The sequence below is a fragment of the Winogradskyella marina genome, from assembly GCF_015645385.1.
In the GTDB taxonomy this organism is placed as follows: domain Bacteria; phylum Bacteroidota; class Bacteroidia; order Flavobacteriales; family Flavobacteriaceae; genus Winogradskyella; species Winogradskyella marina.
Genome location: NZ_JADOET010000006.1, coordinates 90339 through 109923 on the forward strand (window position 1 = coordinate 90339; position 19585 = coordinate 109923).

A 19585-nucleotide genomic window follows, 5' to 3' on the forward strand; every position below is an offset into this window, starting at 1 on the left:
TCGTAGGAATTGGTCAACGCATTTTATCTAACAAGTCACTTAGCTGGTTGGCCTCATCTTCATTCAGGTTTTTAATAATCTCGTTATTAAAATCATCTGGAATGGACTCTAAGAGATTCATACCCGTTTTGGTGATTGCAATTTTTACAACACGTCTATCATTCTCAGACGGAAACCGTTCAATGAGGTCTTTAGCACAAAGTTTATCCATTAATCGCGTGGCGTTTGGTGAACGCTCTAACATTCTGCTTTTAATGGTTTTAACCCTTAGTGGTTTGTCAGCGCCTTTTAATATTCGTAATATATTATACTGTTGTTGAGAGATGCCATAGTCTTTAAAAAATATATTCTGACGACTCGTAATCCAATTTGCTGTATAAACGATATTCAGCATGGCTTTAATTCGATTATTCTCGAAGGTTGAATTGATATCTTTTGCTATGTTTCCCATATAAGTCTTTGGTCTTTTGAAGAGATGGAGTTTAAACTTTTACAGCAGAATACTGTTCGCTTCGCTCTAACATCTTTTTAGCATAAGGACAACTTGCTGTCGCTTTTAAATTGTTTTTTATTAAAAAATCTATGGCAGCATTAATCAGTTTTTGTCCTAGACTTTGCCCTCGGTAAGCGCTATCAATTTCTGTATGGTTAAGGTCAATAGTTTGGTCTTCGGTATATACATAAGTCATCTCACCTATCTCTTTATCTCCGTCTAACAGGTAAAATTTATTTTCTGATTTTGATTCTATATGTTTTAATTCCATGATTTAAATACTATTTTTAAATTGTTTGACTTGCGTTAATAATTCATTATTTAACTCTGTATTGGTAATCTTTCCTTCAGAAAAGTTATCATTAAAAGATGGAAGTGAATATTTTCCAACGATATCAGCATTATGTCGCGGAAAACGATCTAAAGCTATTTGTAAAACCGATTGTCCGCCTCTAGCTCCTGGTGAGGATGCCATTAATAACATAGGTTTTCCTAACCAATTTTTCTGTTCTGCTCGCGACAACCAATCGAATAAATTTTTAAATACAGCTGCATATGATCCATTATTTTCTGCTAATGATACTATAATGCCATCCCCTTCTTTCAGGATATCTAAAAATTTGATGGCATTTTCTGGAATACCTTCTTTGGCTTCCAAATCTTTACTAAAGATTGGTAAATCGAAATCATTAAGATCTAAAATTGTAGCTTTTGCATTATCTACAAGCGATGCTGTATAGGTTACTAATTGTTTATTGATTGAATCGGAACTGTTACTACCAGCAAATGCTATTATATGTTTCATTAAAATTGTTTTTTTTGAAGTTTAAATTTACAATAAAATCATATATATCCCAAGGAATATAATTCCCTGTATTATATTTTAACAAAACATTCACTTTCCAAACATGGATTCGTTTTGTAAATTCGTACAAAACAAAGTAAAGCTATAACCTTATAAAAGACACCCGCTTTTGTGGGCAAAAAAATATGGATATCAAATTCAATAAAAACGAAGATCACAATAAACTTTTAGTTTCTGATCTAAAAAAACGTTTCGCTCAGGTAAAATTAGGTGGTGGCGAAAAAAGCATCGCTAAACATCACAGTAAAGGTAAGATGACGGCTCGTGAGCGCATAAACTACCTGTTAGATCCTAAAGCTAAATCTATAGAAATAGGTGCATTTGCAGGTGATGGTATGTATGAACAATATGGAGGCTGCCCTTCTGGAGGTGTGGTTGTAAAAATGGGTTATATACAAGGAAAGCAATGCATTGTTGTGGCCAATGATGCTACAGTAAAAGCTGGAGCTTGGTTTCCTATTACAGGAAAGAAGAATTTACGTGCTCAAGAAATTGCTATTGAAAACCGATTACCGATTATTTATTTAGTAGATAGCGCTGGAGTTTTCCTCCCAATGCAAGACGAAATTTTTCCAGACAAGGAACACTTTGGACGCATTTTTAGAAATAATGCCGTAATGAGTAGTATGGGAATTACCCAAATTGCTGCTGTTATGGGAAGTTGCGTTGCAGGTGGAGCGTATTTACCTATTATGAGTGATGAAGCGTTGATTGTTGATAAAACAGGAAGTATTTTCTTAGCTGGAAGTTATTTGGTAAAAGCTGCTATTGGAGAATCAATAGACAATGAAACTCTAGGAGGTGCAACGACACATTGTGAAATTTCTGGGGTTACAGATTATAAAGCCAAAGATGACAAAGCTGCTTTAGACAAAATAAAATCTATAGTTGATAAAATTGGTGATTTTGATAAAGCAGGTTACAATAGAGCCGATTCTAAAAAACCTAAAGAGAATCCTGAAGATATCTACGGCATTCTTCCAAAAGGTCGAGCGGACCAATATGATATGAAAGAGATCATAAAGCGCTTGGTTGATAATTCTGAATTTGATGAATACAAAGAAGATTATGGTAAAACCATTATCACTGCTTATGCGAGAATTGAAGGTTGGGCTGTTGGTATTGTGGCTAATCAACGAAAACTAGTAAAAACTAAAAAAGGCGAAATGCAGTTCGGTGGAGTTATTTATAACGATTCTGCAGATAAAGCCACACGTTTTATAGCGAATTGTAATCAGAAAAAAATTCCTTTGGTATTTCTTCAAGATGTAACAGGATTTATGGTGGGTAGTAAGTCTGAACATTCCGGAATAATTAAAGATGGCGCTAAAATGGTAAATGCCGTTAGTAATTCTGTAGTACCTAAATTTACTATTGTTTTAGGAAATAGTTATGGTGCAGGAAATTATGCGATGTGCGGAAAAGCTTACGACCCAAGGTTGATTGCTGCTTGGCCAAGTGCAGAACTCGCTGTAATGAGTGGAAATTCTGCTGCAAAAGTATTGCTTCAGATTGAAACGGCTTCGCTTAAAAAGAAAGGCGAAACCATTACTAAGGAAAAAGAGGAGGAATTATTCAACAAGATAAAATCGAGATACGATGACCAAGTGTCTCCATATTATGCAGCTTCTAGAATTTGGACAGATGGCGTTATTGATCCTTTAGATACCAGAACTTGGATTTCTATGGGCATTGAAGCCGCTAACCACGCTCCTATTGAGAAACCTTTTAATATGGGAGTTCTGCAAGTATAACATGCAGAAAGACAACATAAAAAAACAGCCTTTGTATGTTATAATATTATTGATATTAGCAGCTGAGGCTGTTTTTATTTTACCTTTTGTATTGCAACGTATTTTTAGACCAACATTTCTTGAAGTCCTTGCTATCAATAATGAAGATATTGGATATTGCTTTTCAATTTATGGTATTGTAGCACTGGTCTCCTATTTGTTTGGTGGTCCATTAGCTGATAAATTTCACCCCAATAAGTTGATGGCTTTAGCACTACTCTTAACTGCTGTTGGCGGTTTATATTTGGCGACATTCCCTAATTATTTTGAGCTAAAGATTTTATATGGCTATTGGGGTTTTACAACCATTTTTTTATTTTGGGCAGCAATGATTAAAGCCACTAGAATTTGGGGAGGCGACAAAAAGCAAGGTTTGGCTTTTGGCTTCTTAGATGGTGGTCGTGGTTTAGTAGCAGCTGCATTTGGCTCTATTGGTGTCTTTGTATTTACATTATTTATTGCGACTGATATTTCTAATAGTACACTTATAGAACGTAAAGAAGCTTTTAAACAAGTAATCCTAGTTTGTTCTATACTTGTTGCATTAATAGCTTTATTGGTTTATTTCTTTTTAAAACCACTACAAACCAAATCAGCTCAGAAGCAATCAGAATTATTTGACAGGTCAAGTTTTAAAGTATTATTAAAAATGCCATCTATTTGGTTGTTGATGCTCATTATTATTTGTGCTTATACAGGTTATAAAGCGACTGATATTTTTACACTTTACGCTACTAGCGTAATGAAATACGATCCTATTGATTCTGCAGCTATTGGAACTTTCCTTTTATATATTAGACCAGTTATTGGAGTGGTTATTGGGCTTTTGGCAGATAAAACGAAACCGTCTTTATGGCTTATGATAGGATTTATAGTCTCTATAATATCGAGCTTGTTATTTACGTCTGATCTTATTAATGCCAATACGACGTTGCTATTTACCATCAATATTTTGCTTTTAGCTATTGGAGTTTATTCTTGTCGAGTGTTGTATTTTGCAACCTTAGATGAAGCAAAAATTCCCGTTGCTTTAACCGGAACTGCTGTTGGATTGATTTCTGTAATTGGCTATACTCCTGAAATTTTCTCAGGTCCACTTTTTGGAATTTTATTAGATAATCCGGATAAAATCACAGGTTTACAGAACACCTTTATGGTATTAGTATTATTTAGTTGTATTGGGTTATTAGCTTCGTATGGTTTTTACCGTACTACCAAGAAAAGATAAGGCATAAAAAAAGAGCGCAAATTGCGCTCTTTTTTTAATATGATATAAAACTATTACTGCGTTAAACCTTCACGCTTAGCTTTCTTTTCTGCTTTCATTTCTTTTAAACGTTCCATTGTTGAACCAAATAACCAATAAGGGATTACAAAAGTCATAAGGAAAATCATTAACCAAAACCCAATTGTTAATATGGTTAAAAATGCTAAAAATCCTAAGTACTGATCAAAGTCGAACATAATAATTGTCGTTTTTTACGTTTTGTTGGTACAAAGATATAACCAATTAATAAGTTTTACAACAGGTAAGCCGTGTTTTATTAACAGGAAATGAACAAAACTGCGTTGTAAAGTTTTTTTATTGTTTTAAATTTTTAACGTGATAATCTACTAAGCCTTCTATTGGTCGTCTTACAAAATTACCCACTTTAAATCCGTATTCTTTTGCAACTTGCTTAATTTCAGCTTGACCAAAATAAGCGATAGAACCTGCAAAGTGAACTGGAACACCTGATTTTAATTCATCTTTATACTGAAGAATCATATTTTCGGCAAATAACCGAATGCCTTTGGTAATAATATTACTTATATATTCTGAATCTTTATTTATAAACATAAACTCAGCATGATCTGCGAGATAGGCACTTGGATTGGTTTGCTTATAAAGATTATATTTAATAAAATCTGCATCTAAATTATGCTTATGCGCAAACGCAACACTAATGGTATCTGGCATTTTATTAAAGAAATAGTCTCTAATGAGTTGTTTACCGAAATAATTTCCGCTGGCATCGTCCATTAAAATAAAGCCAAGACTAGATACACGTTGGTGTAGATCTTTACCATCAAAATAACTACAATTAGATCCGGTTCCTAAGATACAAACCACAGCAGCTTCATCATTAGACTCAATACATGCTCTTACTGCAGCGTAGGTGTCTTCTCTAACTTCTACAATGGCGTTTTTAAAGTAAAACTCTAGTATTGATTTTAGTAGTAAAGTTGGCTTATCAGTACCACAACCTGCTCCATAAAAATAAATATGAGTCACCTCATCAGCAAGAGCCATTAACTCTTTACTCTTTCGAATAATTTTATTTAGTTTTTTTTCTGCAACAATGGCTGGGTTTAATCCTTTGGTGCGGATTTTATCAACGCTTTGTTTACCATCGTCATCAATGGCAATCCAATCACACTTTGTAGACCCTCCGTCTGTAATTAAAATCATGAAATTAAAGTATAATAAAAATTCCGTAGACTATGACTAATTCATAATCCTACGGAATTTTAGAATTATTACAATGTTATATATTATAAGCTGTTTACTTTTTGAGCTAAATCAACCAATTTGTTTGAATAACCAAACTCATTATCGTACCAAGACACTAACTTAAAGAATGTAGAGTTTAATTCAATTGACGCATCTGCATCAAAAACACTAGTGCGTTCTTCACTTACAAAATCTTGAGATACTACAGCATCTTCTGTATAACCTAATACACCTTCCATAGAAGTTTCAGAGGCATTTTTCATAGCCGCTTTAATAGCTTCTAAAGATGTTGCTTTCTTTGTTTTAACCGTTAAATCTACAACAGATACATCTACAGTTGGTACTCTAAATGCCATACCTGTTAACTTTCCGTCTAATTCAGGTATTACTTTACCTACTGCTTTTGCAGCACCTGTAGAACTTGGAATAATATTGTTAATTGCAGAACGCCCTAAACGGTAATTTTTACGTGAAGGTGCATCTACAGTAAACTGTGTAGACGTTGCCGCGTGAATTGTTGTCATTAAGCCTTCTTCAATACCAAAGTTATCTTCAATTACTTTAGAAATTGGAGCCAAACAGTTTGTTGTACAAGATGCATTAGACACAATAGTATCATTAGCAGTTAACTTACTATCATTAACACCCATTACAAACATTGGTGCATCTTTACTAGGTGCAGAAATTACTACTTTTTTAGCACCACCATCAATATGGTATTGTGCTGTTTCAAGCGAAGTAAAGATACCTGTACATTCTGCAACTACAGTTGCTCCTGCTTCATCCCATTTAAGATTTTTAGGATCTTTTTCAGCAGTTACACGAATTGTTTTTCCGTCTACTATTAATTGTCCGTCCTTTACCTCTACTGTTCCATCAAACCTACCATGTACTGAATCGTACTTTAATAAATATGCTAAGTGATCTACATCTAATAAATCATTAATTGCAACAACATCAACGTCGTTACGCTTTACAGTTGCTCTAAATACAATTCTTCCTATTCTACCGAATCCGTTGATTCCTAATTTTAAATTTGCCATTACTCTATCTTTGTTTAATTTTTGTTCTTATTTATATTGACATTATATCAGAAACTCTTAAAAGTTCCTTGTTTATTTTTGATTTTCCTTTTACAGCTTGGTCAAATGGTGTTAAATCAATAACATCGTTTTTCATACCAACCATGTAATTACTTTTTCCTGTAATTATACTTTCTACAGCTTTTACTCCCATTCTACTTGCAAAGACTCTATCGAAACATGAAGGTGCACCTCCACGTTGCATGTGTCCAAGTACAGATACTCTTACATCGTAACCTTCCATATTCTCATCGACATAATCCTTAAGTTCAAAAACACTTTTACCTATTTTATCACCTTCGGCAACGACAACGATACTCGATGATTTTCCAGATTTTTTACTTCGTCTCAGCGATTCAACTAACCTGTCTAATCCTAAATCTTCTTCGGGAATTAAGATTTCTTCAGCACCACCTGCTATACCAACATTTAATGCAATGTGCCCGACATCTCTACCCATCACTTCAACAAAGAACAATCTGTTATGCGAGCTGGCTGTATCTCTAATTTTATCGATAGCATCTACAACTGTATTTAAAGCTGTATCGTATCCTAATGTATGCGTTGTACCAAAAATATCGTTATCAATGGTTCCAGGAATCCCCATAACTGGAAAGTTAAATTCCTGATTAAAAATCATGGCTCCTGTAAAACTACCATCTCCACCAATGATCACCAAAGCATCAATTCCTGCTTTTTTTAATTGGTCATAACCTTTTTGTCGACCTTCTTTTGTTCTAAACTCTTTAGAACGTGCAGATTTTAAAATTGTACCACCTTTATTAATGATACCTTTAACACTACGTGCATCCATTTCAACAAAATCTCCATCAATGACACCTTCATATCCTCTATAAATACCGAAGCATTGAATATTATGAAAAGCACAAGTTCTTACTACGGATCTAATTGCAGCATTCATTCCTGGCGCATCTCCTCCAGAAGTTAAAACACCTATTTTTTTTATTGTTTGTAGCATTTACGTATTTATTTACAGTAAAATTAAGAAACTCTTCATATAAAAAAGTGACTATTGTCATAAAAATAATTACTAAAAAACAATTCAAACGTTTTCGTTAATAAGTATTTAATAACTATGAAGATTTTGAAGGATTTAAGGCTTCGATTTTGACTTTTCTTCTTTCATTGTCATGTAACTTGGCAATAAATCATCCTCATTTTCTTCCTTTTTATTTTCCTTCTGTCTGCTTTTATCTTTTTTGTTTTTTCCAGAAAAGATAGTTTGAAGTAATTCTTTGAACGTATCAAACTCTACATTATAAGACAAACCGACACCTTGCGTATAACCAATTTCTTCACCAAAGTTTCTAATACTATTTTCTCTATTAAACACTTTAGCTCTAAGCGTACCATCTTCATTTAATAATAAATCGATCTGTACATCACCACTAATTACTGTTTGACTCGCACTTCCAAACGGTACACCAACCTTACCATTTACTAATACTTTATCGCTAATTTTGGTTTGAAGTGTTAATCCAAATTTATTATTGGTTTGTAATTCTGGTGTGTCTTGTCCTAGTTCTAAATCAATGCCAATATCTAAGTTTCCGTTATTTGTTCCAAATAGATTATTTACAATTCCTGTTAATCGTTCTGAAATAGTACCCGTAAAATTAGCACCACCCAAACTACTTGAAAACCCTCCTGTTGCTAAAAATATTAAGGCTTGATTATCGCGTTCATCTTTAGAAGCCAACCTATAATCTAGCTCTGATTTAACCGTTGAACTTACGTTTGGAAATCTAAAATCGAATTGAGGATCTGGCTGCTCTAACTGACCTGTTAAATGGATTTCCACTTCGACATCAATACTTTGATTTATTGGATTATCTAATAACACAGAAGGGTTAGCGCTACCAGCATACAGAGCTTTGAGGTTAATTTCTGCGCCCAAAGGATCTCCTTCCCAAACGATACTTCCACCTTGTTCCACCTTAAATTTCTTTTCAACAAAACCACCGTATTTAAAATTATAGGTTCCGTCGTAAACCACAAAATCTCCCCACATATTAAAGGTTCCATTGGTATTAATTAAGAAATTTAATCCTCCTACTCCTCTACCTTTTATGGTGCTTCCGGCTTCTTTATCTATTACTATTTCTATGGTTGCGTTTTGGTTTACATTTAAATCAAAATCTAAAACCAATCCTTTAACTTCTATAGTTTCCGTTAGCTCTCCTTTAACTCTGGCTGCTTTTTCTTCAGGACTTAAAAAGTGTATAAATGAATTATCCCCAAAACTTTCAGAATCATTAAGCGGAATAAAAAATTCAGTTCCGGCTTCAGTTCTTCCATTTATAACTTTGATGGTTAATTGATCTGTTGGTCCTTTAATTTCAGCTCTTCCTGAAATAAATCCTGTTCCATAGTACAATTCGTCTTCAGATTCTTCTGTGTTTAACACTAAAAGTCGGTCTGTATTTAATTCTAATCCTAGTTTCCAATCTGAAAAATTATTATGCGCAATAACTCCGTTTAAACTTCCTTTAGAAAAGTATTTAGAATCTGTCATAGCAACATCATTAAAGATAAATTGCTGACCTCTTAGCGATACCTTAGAGTCAAAATCAAATCCATAATCTACATTAAGATACGGAATAGATAAACCAGCTCTATCTAATAACAACTCGCCATAAATTGCGGGTTTTTTTAAACTACCTGTTACATTGGCATAACCAGATACCAAGCCTCTAATATTACTAATAACTCCTTCGCCTAATGGATTTAATGGATCTAATAAAAACTCTTCGAAATTAACATTTAGGTCTATCTCAGGGTTATTATCGGCAACATCTATGGTTCCTTTTGCGTCTAATGATTTTAAATTATCATTAATTAAAGTGACATCTACATTATAGTTGGTTATAGAATTATTACCTTCAATATTGGCTTTAAGATTTCCTAAATCGTAATCGTTTACAAAAAAGCCACTTATTTCTACGTTAGATTTTGGTAAATATACTCCGTCTTTTTGCACCACATCTAAATTACCATTTACAATACCTTTGAGTGCCAAACTATCTATGCGAGGCGTAATTTTTACTAACTCAACATCTTTAAAATCTACATTAAAGTCTTTGTTGGTTGAATCTGTTACTTTTCCTGATACTAAAATTTCTTCGCTATCGTGGGTTATTCTGATTGGAAAAATGTCGAATGTTTTAAAGTCCCTATCAAACGTTACTTTATTTAAGGTGTCTTTTTCAGAGTTTAACTGCCAATCAAACCCTTTAAATTTTAAGTCAGATTTTCTAATGCCTACTACAGATTTATTAGATTCGTCTATAGTGTAAAACAGATTTAAATTAAAATCATCAGCATTATTTGTTCCTCCTTTAAATTCAGACTTAAATAATAAAGTATCTCGTTTTGTAACGTTTATAAGGCTAAATTGAGAAGCGTTATAAATCCCAGCACTTAGACTATCAATCTCTACATAGGTATTATATAAGGGATTACTATTATCAACATCTATATTAATATTGGTGGCAAAATAATCTTGAAATTTAATTTCAGGCGAATTAAAGGTAAGTTCAAAGCCTTTTTCGTCGGTTTCAATACGGCCTTCAATAAAAGTATTTTTTCCAAGGATGAGATCTTTGAAAAATACGGTGGCAATTTTTGAATAAATATTGAATCTAAAATCGACATACTGATTGGCATCAACGACATTCGGAACATAATTAGTGTAAATACTTCCAACAGAGTTTTCTACTAAACCTAAGAGGTCTTTAGTTTTAAACTGTCCTGTAATTTTACCATCTATAATATCTGGTGAGTTTATAGAAATTGTACGCTCATTATCTTCAAAGGTGGATACAATATCAAAATCTTGAAAATTGTAATTACTATCTTGATTTTTATACGTTGTGTTCTTAATATTAATAGCTCCAACGGCATTATCTAAAGTTGTACCTGTTGCAGACATAGTTACTAATCCTCTAAACTCCGAAATACTATCTCTAGTAACAAAATTTAAATTGCTTAGGTTAGCATAACCAACGTTAGCTTTAAAGTCGAATTTTTTAAGGTCTTCAGAAAAATCAGCTAAACCATTGAAATCAATTTGTAAGTTTAAATCTTCTACTTTTACTATACCGTTAAAAATACTATTTCCAAGATCTCCAGAAAGTGTGATATCTCTATACGTGTAACCGTTATAATCTAACACAAAGACATCTCCTTTTACATCTGTCTTTAAATTTTTTACTGTAAACCCTTTCCCATCAACATCTAAATTTAAAGAGGTCGTTTTTACCAATGGATTATTGATGAGTTCTCCAATATTAAATTCATCTAAAACAATGTTTCCGATGTAACTGGCATTATCAATATTATCTATGTTTGTAAGTTGTAAATTAGATTTAATAAAACCTAAATCGGTATCGATATCTAAATCGGCTTCAACGCGTTTAGCTGTAATAAATGATGTTCCGGTTATTTTGAAATTACCAACTTTTGAAATCACACTTGGAATAGACTTACCTAACAGTTTTGGTAGTAACGCTGTTAAGTCTCTATAGTTTGACGCTAAATTTTGAAAATTTCCACGCAAAGCAAAACTATCATCTTCCTTACTAAATAAATTTTTAAACGTAATATCACCAATGATTCTGGTATTTGTAGTTGTACTAATATTGAGATTTTTAGCTTCAAGATTATTTAGTGTACCAGATAAATCTGCATTGAAATTTGCATGCTGACTAACACCAAATTCATCAAAAAACACGTTGAGTTCTGTTAAGGAAATATCCGACTCTCTAAAACTTGCGACTACATTAACCTTGTCTGTAAATTGTTTAAAATCTTCTCGGTTGTAATTAAATCTTAAATCCCCTTTTAACTCAGATTGTTCAGTGGTTATGTTAAGATCTCCAAAAGACATATGATCTAGTGTATATTCAAAATTTGCCATTAAATTCTTAACCGCAATGCCTCTGCTATCTATAAAACTGAACTTATTAATACGAGAACTTACCTCAGGACCATTAATTAAAAAATTAGTGGTATTTGCATATAACTCTGTGAATTCAAATATTTTTGGTGTTTCTAAATTTTCGTCAGTTAGTCTAAATATTCCTCCTTCAATAGAAACATCGCTCGAAGAAAATAGAAACTCACTAGGACCAACTCTTGGGTTATCGCTGTCAAATTTCGCAACAAAAACATCTAAATTAGTATCGTTTTCTCCTTTATAGGTTTTTAAGTTAAATAACACATCTTGAAGATCAATATCCCCAAAATTGAGTTTACTGTTCAACAAATTCCGAAAACTAATAATCGAACTGTTTAATTCGCCAACACTAATAAGCGTATCTTGTTTGTAATCTCTAATCAGTATATCTTTCAACTCAACATCACCATTGATCTGAAGCCCAACACGACCAATATTTATATCTGTTTTAAAATCGTTATTTACTCTATCGGTTGCGTATCTTCCTAACTTAGTTTGTACAGCCGGAATCGATAGCACCAAAAACAAAATGAAAAAAAGCAGCAGTATAATTGCCACAATTTTCCCTAATATTTTGAGTATCCGTTTGATGATTTACTTTATGATTTCTTATTACCTTTGTCCTTACAATACGTTGTTAATAAGGTAATGGACTTTACCTGGTAAAATTAACAATTATTGTGCCTAATATCGACTATGGAAAAAGAAAATATTTATATCCTTGGAATTGAATCATCTTGTGACGATACAAGTGCTGCAATTCTTTGTAATAACCAGATTTTAAGCAATATAGTTGCCGACCAAAAAATACATGCCGAATATGGAGGTGTTGTTCCAGAATTGGCGTCGCGAGCACACCAACAAAATATTGTTCCTGTTGTTCACCAAGCGCTTGAAAAAGCAAACATAAAAAAAGAGCAATTAAGTGCAATTGCCTTTACACGAGGTCCTGGATTAATGGGTTCTTTATTAGTGGGAACGTCTTTTGCTAAATCATTAGCTTATGGTTTAGATATTCCGTTGATTGATGTTAACCACATGCAAGCTCATATTTTAGCACATTTTATAGACGAAAAAGATCACAACAAACCACCATTTCCATTTTTAGCCATGACGATTTCTGGTGGACATACACAGATTGTAAAAGTGTCTAGTTATTTTGAAATGGACGTTCTTGGAGAAACGGTTGACGATGCCGTTGGTGAAGCTTACGATAAAAGTGGAAAAGTTTTAGGCTTAGGTTATCCTGCTGGTCCGGAAATAGACAGACGTGCACAACTTGGAAATCCGAAAGCCTACCAGTTTACAAAACCAAAAGTTGATGGCTTGAATTTTAGTTTTTCAGGATTAAAGACTAATATCCTTTATTTTGTTCAGCGTGAAGTGAAAGCGAATCCTAATTTTATTGAAGAAAATCTCAATGATATTTGTGCCTCAATTCAATATACCATCATCGGAATTTTGATGGCGAAGTTAAAACTAGCCGTTAAACAAACTGGTATAAAACATATTGCCATTGGTGGAGGTGTTTCTGCAAATTCGGGTATTAGAAAAGCCTTAAAAGATGCTGAACAGAAATTTGGATGGACAAGCTACATTCCAAAATTTGAATACACTACAGATAATGCCGCCATGATTGCTATTGTTGGTTACTTGAAATATTTAGAAAAAGATTTTTCTGATTTTGATGTGATGGCAACTGCACGATTGAAACTGTAATTTTAAAAACACCATTTACGTTCTCTGTGTATCTCTGTGGAACTCTATGTGTATCAGTGTAATTACAATAACGGAGAGATACACGGAGAAAATGAGATGCACGGAAAAATGAGAAATAGAATCATAACCTCGGTTAAATTCAGAAAATTACATCTTAAGAAAATCTATTTTCAAAATTGTTAAAACATCTGTTAACATCCTTACAACCTTTACTTCAATAGTGTCTTAAAATTTAGTTGTTTTGCAATAACCCAAATCAAACCAAATTCAATTCAATTATGAAACACTTATTTACACTTTTACTTTTTATACCTTTATTTAGCTTCTCTCAAGACGCATTTGAACAACAACTCGATTCAATTTCAACCTCAGAAGAAGCGACATCATTTATAAAAGAAAACAGATCTAGTAAAGGCAAATTGTTTACGTTCAATAAAGCAAAACATAAAACCAGATTAGCTAACGACCTGTTTAATTTGTCCAAAGGTGGAAAAAAAGTCATTAGAACAGACTTTAAAAAAACCTATTATAAAGTAATAGATAAGGCTGAAGTAGATTATTATAAATTCAATATCATTGTCATTGATGCCTCAAAATCATCAAGCAAAGAAGCCATATCTAAACGCAATAAAGTACTCGCACAATACCACGAAGGTTATAGATTTAAAGATTTAGCTAGACATCATTCTAGTGGAAATACCGCAAAAACAAAAGGAGATACAGGTTGGATAAAAGCAGGCGATATGTCAGCGGCTTTTGATGCTGTTGCACTTAATGAAAACCATGGCATTAACGATGTTTTTACGGTTGATGACATTGAAAATAAAAAATACTACCTCGCTATTAAAACTGAAAATAGAACACCTATTGAAGAAATTACAGTTTTAAAATTCACAGAAGATATTGAGTAATGCAGTTATTCTACAACGCAAATATTTCCGAAAACGATACCAGCTTTAGTTTTGATAAAGACGAAAGCAGACATATTGCAAAAGTTTTACGAAAAACTATTGGAGACACCTTACATATTACCAATGGTAATGGTTGGTTATTTACTGCCGAAATCACATTAGCAGATCAAAAACATTGTACGGTTTCTATTCTATCTAAAAGCAAAGAGCCTAAACGTAATTACAATCTTCATTTAGCTGTTGCACCAACAAAAATGAACGATAGATACGAATGGTTTTTAGAAAAAGCTACTGAAATTGGTGTCGAAAGTATTACCCCAATAATTTGCGATCATAGCGAACGCAAGGTTGTAAAGATTGAACGTTTTGAAAAAATAATTCAATCTGCCATGAAACAATCACTGCACTATTATTTGCCAAAATTAAATGCGCCAATTACTTTTAAAGATTTTATAAATCAAGATTTAAAGGGACAGATTTTTATTGCGCATTGTGAAGAAACAGATAAAAAATCTTTAAAGTCGCAATTACAACCTGCGGTAGATATCACTATTTTAATTGGACCAGAAGGTGATTTTAGCGTTAAAGAAATCGAAATGGCCTTGCAGCACCAGTTTATTCCTGTAACTTTGGGTGAGACACGTTTACGAACAGAAACAGCTGCCATTGTTGCTTGTCATTCTGTGGCGTTTTTAAATGAATAGACTAATGAGACTCATTTTTACTATATTTTTTTCACTTTTTACTTTGTTCTTGTTTTCTCAAGACGTCGCCATTTTAAAATATAAAGGTGGTGGAGATTGGTACAGTAACCCTACAGCTTTACCTAATTTAGTAAAGTATTGTAATGATAATATTGGTACTAATATTAACGAAAGTATTCAAACTGTAGAAGTAGGAAGTATTGATATTTTTCAATTTCCTTTATTACACATGACAGGTCATGGCAATGTGTTTTTCTCCGATGATGATGTAGAAAACCTAAGAAACTACCTTATTTCTGGTGGCTTTCTTCATATTGATGATAATTATGGCATGGAACCTTACATTACTAAGGAGCTAAAAAAAGTATTTCCGAATAGTGAATTAATTGAAATTCCTAAGGATCATAAACTATTTAGTGCGGCTTTTGAATTTCAGAATGGATTACCTAAAATTCATGAACACGATGGAAAAACACCACAAGCATTTGGGATTTTTCACGACAGCAGATTAGTCTTATTATTTACTTTTGAAAGTGATTTAGGAGATGGTTGGGAAGATCAAGAAGTTCACAACGACCCTGAAGATGTACGTGAAAAAGCACTTAAAATGGGAGCTAATATCGTAAAGTATGTTTTTGAGAATTAGATTTATTGGAATCAAGAACAAAGACTAAACAGATTATGAAGAGCTTTTCTCTTAAATATAAAATTGTTGCTTTCCTATTAGTTTTGGCTTTTACATTTCAAACTATGGAATCTATTAATAGCCATACTTACGCTACTGGTTTATCAAACTTTCATGAAGATTGCCCAAAAGGAATAACGTGTTGTTTTGGTCATTCCTACCATTCTATTTATAAATGCGGAAAAGCGAATCATATTAATTAAATAATCAAAGTAACGTTTGAATCAGCGAAACGTCATGCTTCGTGTTTCTATCTTCTAATTTTATGCAACTCAACCATTACAATTCCAACTTCAAAAAACAAAAACACCCAATTAAAGTCATTTGCGATAATGTTACCAATGCTCCAAATATTGGAAGCTTATTCAGAATTGCCGATGCCTTTGGTGTAGAAGAACTCATTTTTTGTGGTTCAGATATTCCATTTGGAAAACGCATGACAAAAACGTCGCGTTCTACTGAAAAGTATGTTAGCTATCGTATTGAAGACGGAATTGAAACTCAAATTAAAGCTTTAAAAGCTAATAATTATTATTTAATTGCTTTAGAAATTTCTGAAAACAGTCAACCATTAACAGAGTTTAAAATACAAACTAATCAACCTATTGCATTAATTTTGGGTGATGAGAATTTTGGAGTTGCAGAAGCTGTGCTAAAGCAAGTGGATGCTGTAGTTCATATAAATATGTTTGGAAATAATAGTAGTATGAATGTGGTACAAGCCACAGGTATTGCACTTTATGAAATCACAAAACAACTTAACAATTAGTTTTCCTGAAAGGTTTAAAATACCCTGTTGGTATGAAATATAATTTTAAAAATTACACCTAAAAGGTCTACAAGTCCTTGCTGAATTGTGAACAGATAGCTACCAAGCAATGCTATTCAACATCTTTAACTATATTTAACCCATAAAAGGAGCTAATTAAAAGCAATAAATACGAATACATGAATTCAAAAATAATAGCTAACGGTATTTTAAGAGCAGTGGGAATTATGCTGGCCGTAATTTTAGTTTTGTATTTCCTTTTCAAAATTCAGTCTGTAATCGTTTACATTCTTTTAGCTGTTGTTATTTCGTTAATCGGACGACCAATCATTTTATTTTTAAGAGAAAAATTAAAGTTCAATAACACCGTAGCTGTAGTAACCACAATGGTGGTTTTACTAGGTCTTTTTGTGGGTCTCATTGGTCTCTTTATCCCTTTAATTATTGAACAAGGGCAAAATTTAGCCTTACTAAATATTGAGCAACTTCAAGTAAATATTGAAAATCTATACGACCAAATAATCACCTATTTTCAATTTAACCAAATAGATATTGAACAATCAATTGAAGACTCGCACTTGCTCTCAAAATTAGATTTTGCAGTAATACCTAACTTTTTAAACAGCTTTATCAGTGGCTTAGGTAGTTTTAGTATTGGTTTGTTTTCAGTACTTTTTATTTCGTTCTTCTTTTTAAAGGACAGCAAGTTATTTGAAGATGGTTTAATGACTTTTATTCCAAGTGGAAATGAAAAACGTTCTAAACGCTCAATTACAACTATCAAAGACTTATTATCGCGCTATTTTGTTGGACTTATCTTTCAAATTTTAATCCTATTTGTTATTTATACCATCATTTTATTAGTCTTTGATATTGACAACGCCATAGTCATTGCATTTTTATGTGCGCTACTTAATCTTGTGCCTTATGTTGGCCCTTTAGTAAGTGGGTTTTTAATGCTGCTACTAAGTATGTCAAGCAATTTAGGTGAAAGCTTTAGTGACGTTATTTTACCAAAAACGACTTATGTAATGATTGGTTTTATTATTGCACAATTGGTCGATAATTTCTTTAGTCAGCCATACATTTTTTCGAAAAGTGTAAAATCTCATCCTTTGGAAATTTTCTTAGTAATTATCATAGCAGGTATTTTATTTGGTGTGGTTGGTATGATTGTAGCTATTCCAACGTACACAGCTATAAAGGTTGTTTTAAAAGAGTTTTTATCAGATTACAATATCGTTAAAAAATTCACTAAAAACTTATAGTATTAGATTGAACGAATCCTTACTACATATTGATATTCAGAGTTTTATAACTGATAATATAAACTCAAACACTTTAGACTTATTATTAAAAGGTGTACCGTTTGAAACCGTTGATTCAAAATTAATTATAGAACAAATTGAAGCAAAAAAACGATGCCAAAAAAAGTTACCGACCTGGTTTAACGCTAAGAACATATACTATCCTAATAAGCTAAATATTGAACAAACGTCTTCAGAAACAACTGCTGAGTTTAAAGCAAGTTTAGTTGCTAGAAAAACACTTATTGATCTCACAGGAGGCTTTGGGGTTGATGCGTATTATTTCTCAAAACAAGTACATCATGTTACGCATTGTGAAATTAACTCTAAACTGTCAGCAATAGTAAAACATAATGCAGAAACGCTCAACATTTCTAATATTACATGCATTAACGACAATGGAATTGAAGCCTTAAAAGATATCGATAAACCATTCGATTGGATTTATGTAGATCCATCGCGTCGCGACGATTCTAAACAAAAAGTGTTTCTGCTTTCCGATTGTGAACCTAACATAAAAACGCATCAAGATGTATTTTTAAAGTATGCTAAAAATGTGATGATTAAAACCTCACCATTGTTAGATTTAACAGCGACACTTTTAGATATAACAAACGTCAAAACGATTTATGTGGTTGCAGTACATAATGAGGTTAAAGAGTTACTATGGATTTTAGAACGGCATTTTGAAGGAGATGTTGAGATAAAAACGGTTAACATTCAAAAATCGAACACGCAGTATTTTAGTTTTAAATTTAGTGATGAGCCTGAAGCAATAGAAACTTACAATGAACCACTCACCTATTTATACGAGCCAAATGCTGCCGTTTTAAAATCGGGTGGTTTTAACTCTGTAAGTCAACTTCTAAAAGTTGATAAACTGCACAAGCACTCTCATTTATATACTTCAGAGGAGCTTATAGATTTTCCTGGTAGACAATTTAAAATTGAAAAGGTATTGCCTTATAACAAAAAGGTTTTTTCAAAAGAAAACATAACAAAAGCGAATGTTACCACTCGTAATTTTCCATTGTCTGTAAATGATATTCGAAAAAAACTAAAAATCAAAGACGGAGGACATACGTATTTGTTTTTTACAACAAACCTAAATGAAGAAAAAATAGTTTTAGTTTGTTCAAAGGTTAATTAAGTTATTACAAAAAGCCTTTTTGCGCAATAACCATTTCATTTCCCCAAAGTTTTACTAAATATGAAATATCTATAGGAAAGAAGGATGAAGAGCCATCTGTATTATATTTCACGGGACATTCTATACGATTACCGTCTAAAATTTCAGATTTATTTTTACCATTATCAGAAATATAGATAACACCAGAATCAATTTTCTCGTACACTTTTTTTAAATCTATAATCGCGAATTTTAGAAATTTGGAAGACTCATTTACCTCCTGTTTTGAGCAATCTAAAATTCCGTAAGTAAAATAATGAGCTTTCATTTTAAAGTATTCTGATTCGTGACGGTCTTGGTGTTTATTTTCATCACGCCTATAACGAATTGTAAAATCAGTAAAAGATTTATATGTCTTTTCTCTAAAACGTTCTTGCACAGTTTTTACAACATTTTCATTTAAAAAAACGTAATCAATACCGACAGTCATATCAATATATTTAGCGTAACTTTTCTTTAATTTAACTTCTTTCCAGTTAATGGGTTTATAAATGCTAGGTAATGCAATATGTTTATGCACATAATCTGTAAAAGCTCTATCATTTTTATATTTAGACATTTTAAAATTTCAAAGTTATAGTTTTACTTTTGGTGGA

The 19585-nt window shown here is 32.5% G+C and carries 18 protein-coding genes; 9 read left to right on the forward strand and 9 right to left on the reverse strand.

Annotation, left to right across the window (positions count from 1 at the left end; genetic code table 11):
- Positions 1 to 13: 13 nt before the first annotated feature.
- Genes ITJ86_RS08730 through ITJ86_RS08740 form a run of 3 tightly spaced genes read right to left on the reverse strand, consistent with a single transcriptional unit; the run spans position 14 to position 1298 of the window.
- A complete protein-coding gene (locus ITJ86_RS08730; RefSeq protein ID WP_195871257.1) occupies positions 14 to 451 on the reverse strand; it encodes a MarR family winged helix-turn-helix transcriptional regulator in 438 nt (145 codons plus the stop codon).
- 31 nt (positions 452 to 482) lie between these two features.
- Entirely contained in the window at positions 483 to 764 is a 282-nt protein-coding gene (locus ITJ86_RS08735) for a GNAT family N-acetyltransferase (RefSeq protein WP_195871258.1), read from the reverse strand.
- 3 nt (positions 765 to 767) lie between these two features.
- Positions 768 to 1298, reverse strand: coding sequence for an NADPH-dependent FMN reductase (locus ITJ86_RS08740; protein ID WP_195871259.1), 531 nt, complete (start codon positions 1296 to 1298; stop codon positions 768 to 770).
- A 185-nt stretch (positions 1299 to 1483) separates the two neighbouring features.
- Between ITJ86_RS08740 and ITJ86_RS08745 the strand changes: the two genes are divergently transcribed.
- Positions 1484 to 3112: an acyl-CoA carboxylase subunit beta gene (locus ITJ86_RS08745; protein ID WP_195871260.1), complete on the forward strand. Its 1629-nt coding sequence runs from the start codon at positions 1484 to 1486 to the stop codon at positions 3110 to 3112.
- Between the two features lies 1 nt (position 3113).
- Positions 3114 to 4379, forward strand: coding sequence for an MFS transporter (locus ITJ86_RS08750; protein ID WP_195871261.1), 1266 nt, complete (start codon positions 3114 to 3116; stop codon positions 4377 to 4379).
- A 53-nt stretch (positions 4380 to 4432) separates the two neighbouring features.
- Here the strand turns inward: ITJ86_RS08750 and ITJ86_RS08755 are convergent, their stop codons facing one another.
- The 5 genes from ITJ86_RS08755 to ITJ86_RS08775 all read right to left on the reverse strand — a co-directional run bounded on the left by ITJ86_RS08755 (position 4433) and on the right by ITJ86_RS08775 (position 12263).
- The gene (locus tag ITJ86_RS08755; RefSeq protein WP_195871262.1) at positions 4433 to 4615 is read right to left on the reverse strand and encodes a hypothetical protein; all 183 of its coding nucleotides are present in this window, start codon (positions 4613 to 4615) and stop codon (positions 4433 to 4435) included.
- 118 nt (positions 4616 to 4733) lie between these two features.
- A complete protein-coding gene (locus ITJ86_RS08760) occupies positions 4734 to 5603 on the reverse strand; it encodes an N-acetylglucosamine kinase (RefSeq protein ID WP_195871263.1) in 870 nt (289 codons plus the stop codon).
- An 83-nt stretch (positions 5604 to 5686) separates the two neighbouring features.
- Complete coding sequence (gap, locus tag ITJ86_RS08765; protein WP_195871264.1) at positions 5687 to 6688, reverse strand: type I glyceraldehyde-3-phosphate dehydrogenase; 1002 nt, start codon at positions 6686 to 6688, stop codon at positions 5687 to 5689.
- A gap of 31 nt (positions 6689 to 6719) precedes the next feature.
- Positions 6720 to 7706, reverse strand: coding sequence for a 6-phosphofructokinase (gene pfkA / locus ITJ86_RS08770; protein WP_195871265.1), 987 nt, complete (start codon positions 7704 to 7706; stop codon positions 6720 to 6722).
- Positions 7707 to 7841: 135 nt separating this feature from the next.
- Positions 7842 to 12263 (reverse strand): translocation/assembly module TamB domain-containing protein, encoded by a 4422-nt coding sequence (locus ITJ86_RS08775; RefSeq protein ID WP_317190621.1) that lies wholly within the window; start codon positions 12261 to 12263, stop codon positions 7842 to 7844.
- Between the two features lie 138 nt (positions 12264 to 12401).
- On the opposite strand from ITJ86_RS08775, the gene tsaD reads away from it, so the two are divergent.
- The 7 genes from tsaD to ITJ86_RS08810 all read left to right on the forward strand — a co-directional run bounded on the left by tsaD (position 12402) and on the right by ITJ86_RS08810 (position 18950).
- Positions 12402 to 13424, forward strand: coding sequence for a tRNA (adenosine(37)-N6)-threonylcarbamoyltransferase complex transferase subunit TsaD (gene tsaD, locus ITJ86_RS08780; RefSeq protein WP_195871266.1), 1023 nt, complete (start codon positions 12402 to 12404; stop codon positions 13422 to 13424).
- 278 nt (positions 13425 to 13702) lie between these two features.
- Positions 13703 to 14335, forward strand: a complete 633-nt coding sequence (locus ITJ86_RS08785; protein WP_195871267.1) for a peptidylprolyl isomerase — start codon at positions 13703 to 13705, stop codon at positions 14333 to 14335.
- The gene (locus ITJ86_RS08790) at positions 14335 to 15039 is read left to right on the forward strand and encodes a 16S rRNA (uracil(1498)-N(3))-methyltransferase (RefSeq protein ID WP_195871268.1); all 705 of its coding nucleotides are present in this window, start codon (positions 14335 to 14337) and stop codon (positions 15037 to 15039) included. Before ITJ86_RS08785 ends, ITJ86_RS08790 begins: the two co-directional genes overlap by 1 nt.
- A 4-nt stretch (positions 15040 to 15043) precedes the next feature.
- The gene (locus ITJ86_RS08795; protein ID WP_195871269.1) at positions 15044 to 15685 is read left to right on the forward strand and encodes a DUF4159 domain-containing protein; all 642 of its coding nucleotides are present in this window, start codon (positions 15044 to 15046) and stop codon (positions 15683 to 15685) included.
- Between the two features lie 304 nt (positions 15686 to 15989).
- Positions 15990 to 16493, forward strand: coding sequence for a TrmH family RNA methyltransferase (locus ITJ86_RS08800; RefSeq protein WP_195871270.1), 504 nt, complete (start codon positions 15990 to 15992; stop codon positions 16491 to 16493).
- 179 nt (positions 16494 to 16672) lie between these two features.
- Positions 16673 to 17761: an AI-2E family transporter gene (locus ITJ86_RS08805; protein ID WP_195871271.1), complete on the forward strand. Its 1089-nt coding sequence runs from the start codon at positions 16673 to 16675 to the stop codon at positions 17759 to 17761.
- Positions 17762 to 17768: 7 nt separating this feature from the next.
- Positions 17769 to 18950: a class I SAM-dependent methyltransferase gene (locus ITJ86_RS08810; RefSeq protein ID WP_195871272.1), complete on the forward strand. Its 1182-nt coding sequence runs from the start codon at positions 17769 to 17771 to the stop codon at positions 18948 to 18950.
- A gap of 4 nt (positions 18951 to 18954) precedes the next feature.
- Here the strand turns inward: ITJ86_RS08810 and ITJ86_RS08815 are convergent, their stop codons facing one another.
- Complete coding sequence (locus tag ITJ86_RS08815; protein ID WP_195871273.1) at positions 18955 to 19548, reverse strand: hypothetical protein; 594 nt, start codon at positions 19546 to 19548, stop codon at positions 18955 to 18957.
- Positions 19549 to 19585: the final 37 nt, after the last annotated feature.

Excerpts from the sequence above, each read along its gene's own strand:
- ITJ86_RS08730 (WP_195871257.1), bottom strand. The coding sequence starts at position 451 with ATGGGAAACATAGCAAAAGATATCAATTCAACCTTCGAGAATAATCGA.
- ITJ86_RS08735 (WP_195871258.1), bottom strand. The coding sequence starts at position 764 with ATGGAATTAAAACATATAGAATCAAAATCAGAAAATAAATTTTACCTG.
- ITJ86_RS08740 (WP_195871259.1), bottom strand. The coding sequence starts at position 1,298 with ATGAAACATATAATAGCATTTGCTGGTAGTAACAGTTCCGATTCAATC.
- ITJ86_RS08745 (WP_195871260.1), top strand. The coding sequence starts at position 1,484 with ATGGATATCAAATTCAATAAAAACGAAGATCACAATAAACTTTTAGTT.
- ITJ86_RS08750 (WP_195871261.1), top strand. The coding sequence starts at position 3,114 with ATGCAGAAAGACAACATAAAAAAACAGCCTTTGTATGTTATAATATTA.
- ITJ86_RS08755 (WP_195871262.1), bottom strand. The coding sequence starts at position 4,615 with ATGTTCGACTTTGATCAGTACTTAGGATTTTTAGCATTTTTAACCATA.
- ITJ86_RS08760 (WP_195871263.1), bottom strand. The coding sequence starts at position 5,603 with ATGATTTTAATTACAGACGGAGGGTCTACAAAGTGTGATTGGATTGCC.
- gap (WP_195871264.1), bottom strand. The coding sequence starts at position 6,688 with ATGGCAAATTTAAAATTAGGAATCAACGGATTCGGTAGAATAGGAAGA.
- pfkA (WP_195871265.1), bottom strand. The coding sequence starts at position 7,706 with ATGCTACAAACAATAAAAAAAATAGGTGTTTTAACTTCTGGAGGAGAT.
- tsaD (WP_195871266.1), top strand. The coding sequence starts at position 12,402 with ATGGAAAAAGAAAATATTTATATCCTTGGAATTGAATCATCTTGTGAC.
- ITJ86_RS08785 (WP_195871267.1), top strand. The coding sequence starts at position 13,703 with ATGAAACACTTATTTACACTTTTACTTTTTATACCTTTATTTAGCTTC.
- ITJ86_RS08790 (WP_195871268.1), top strand. The coding sequence starts at position 14,335 with ATGCAGTTATTCTACAACGCAAATATTTCCGAAAACGATACCAGCTTT.
- ITJ86_RS08795 (WP_195871269.1), top strand. The coding sequence starts at position 15,044 with ATGAGACTCATTTTTACTATATTTTTTTCACTTTTTACTTTGTTCTTG.
- ITJ86_RS08800 (WP_195871270.1), top strand. The coding sequence starts at position 15,990 with ATGCAACTCAACCATTACAATTCCAACTTCAAAAAACAAAAACACCCA.
- ITJ86_RS08805 (WP_195871271.1), top strand. The coding sequence starts at position 16,673 with ATGAATTCAAAAATAATAGCTAACGGTATTTTAAGAGCAGTGGGAATT.
- ITJ86_RS08815 (WP_195871273.1), bottom strand. The coding sequence starts at position 19,548 with ATGTCTAAATATAAAAATGATAGAGCTTTTACAGATTATGTGCATAAA.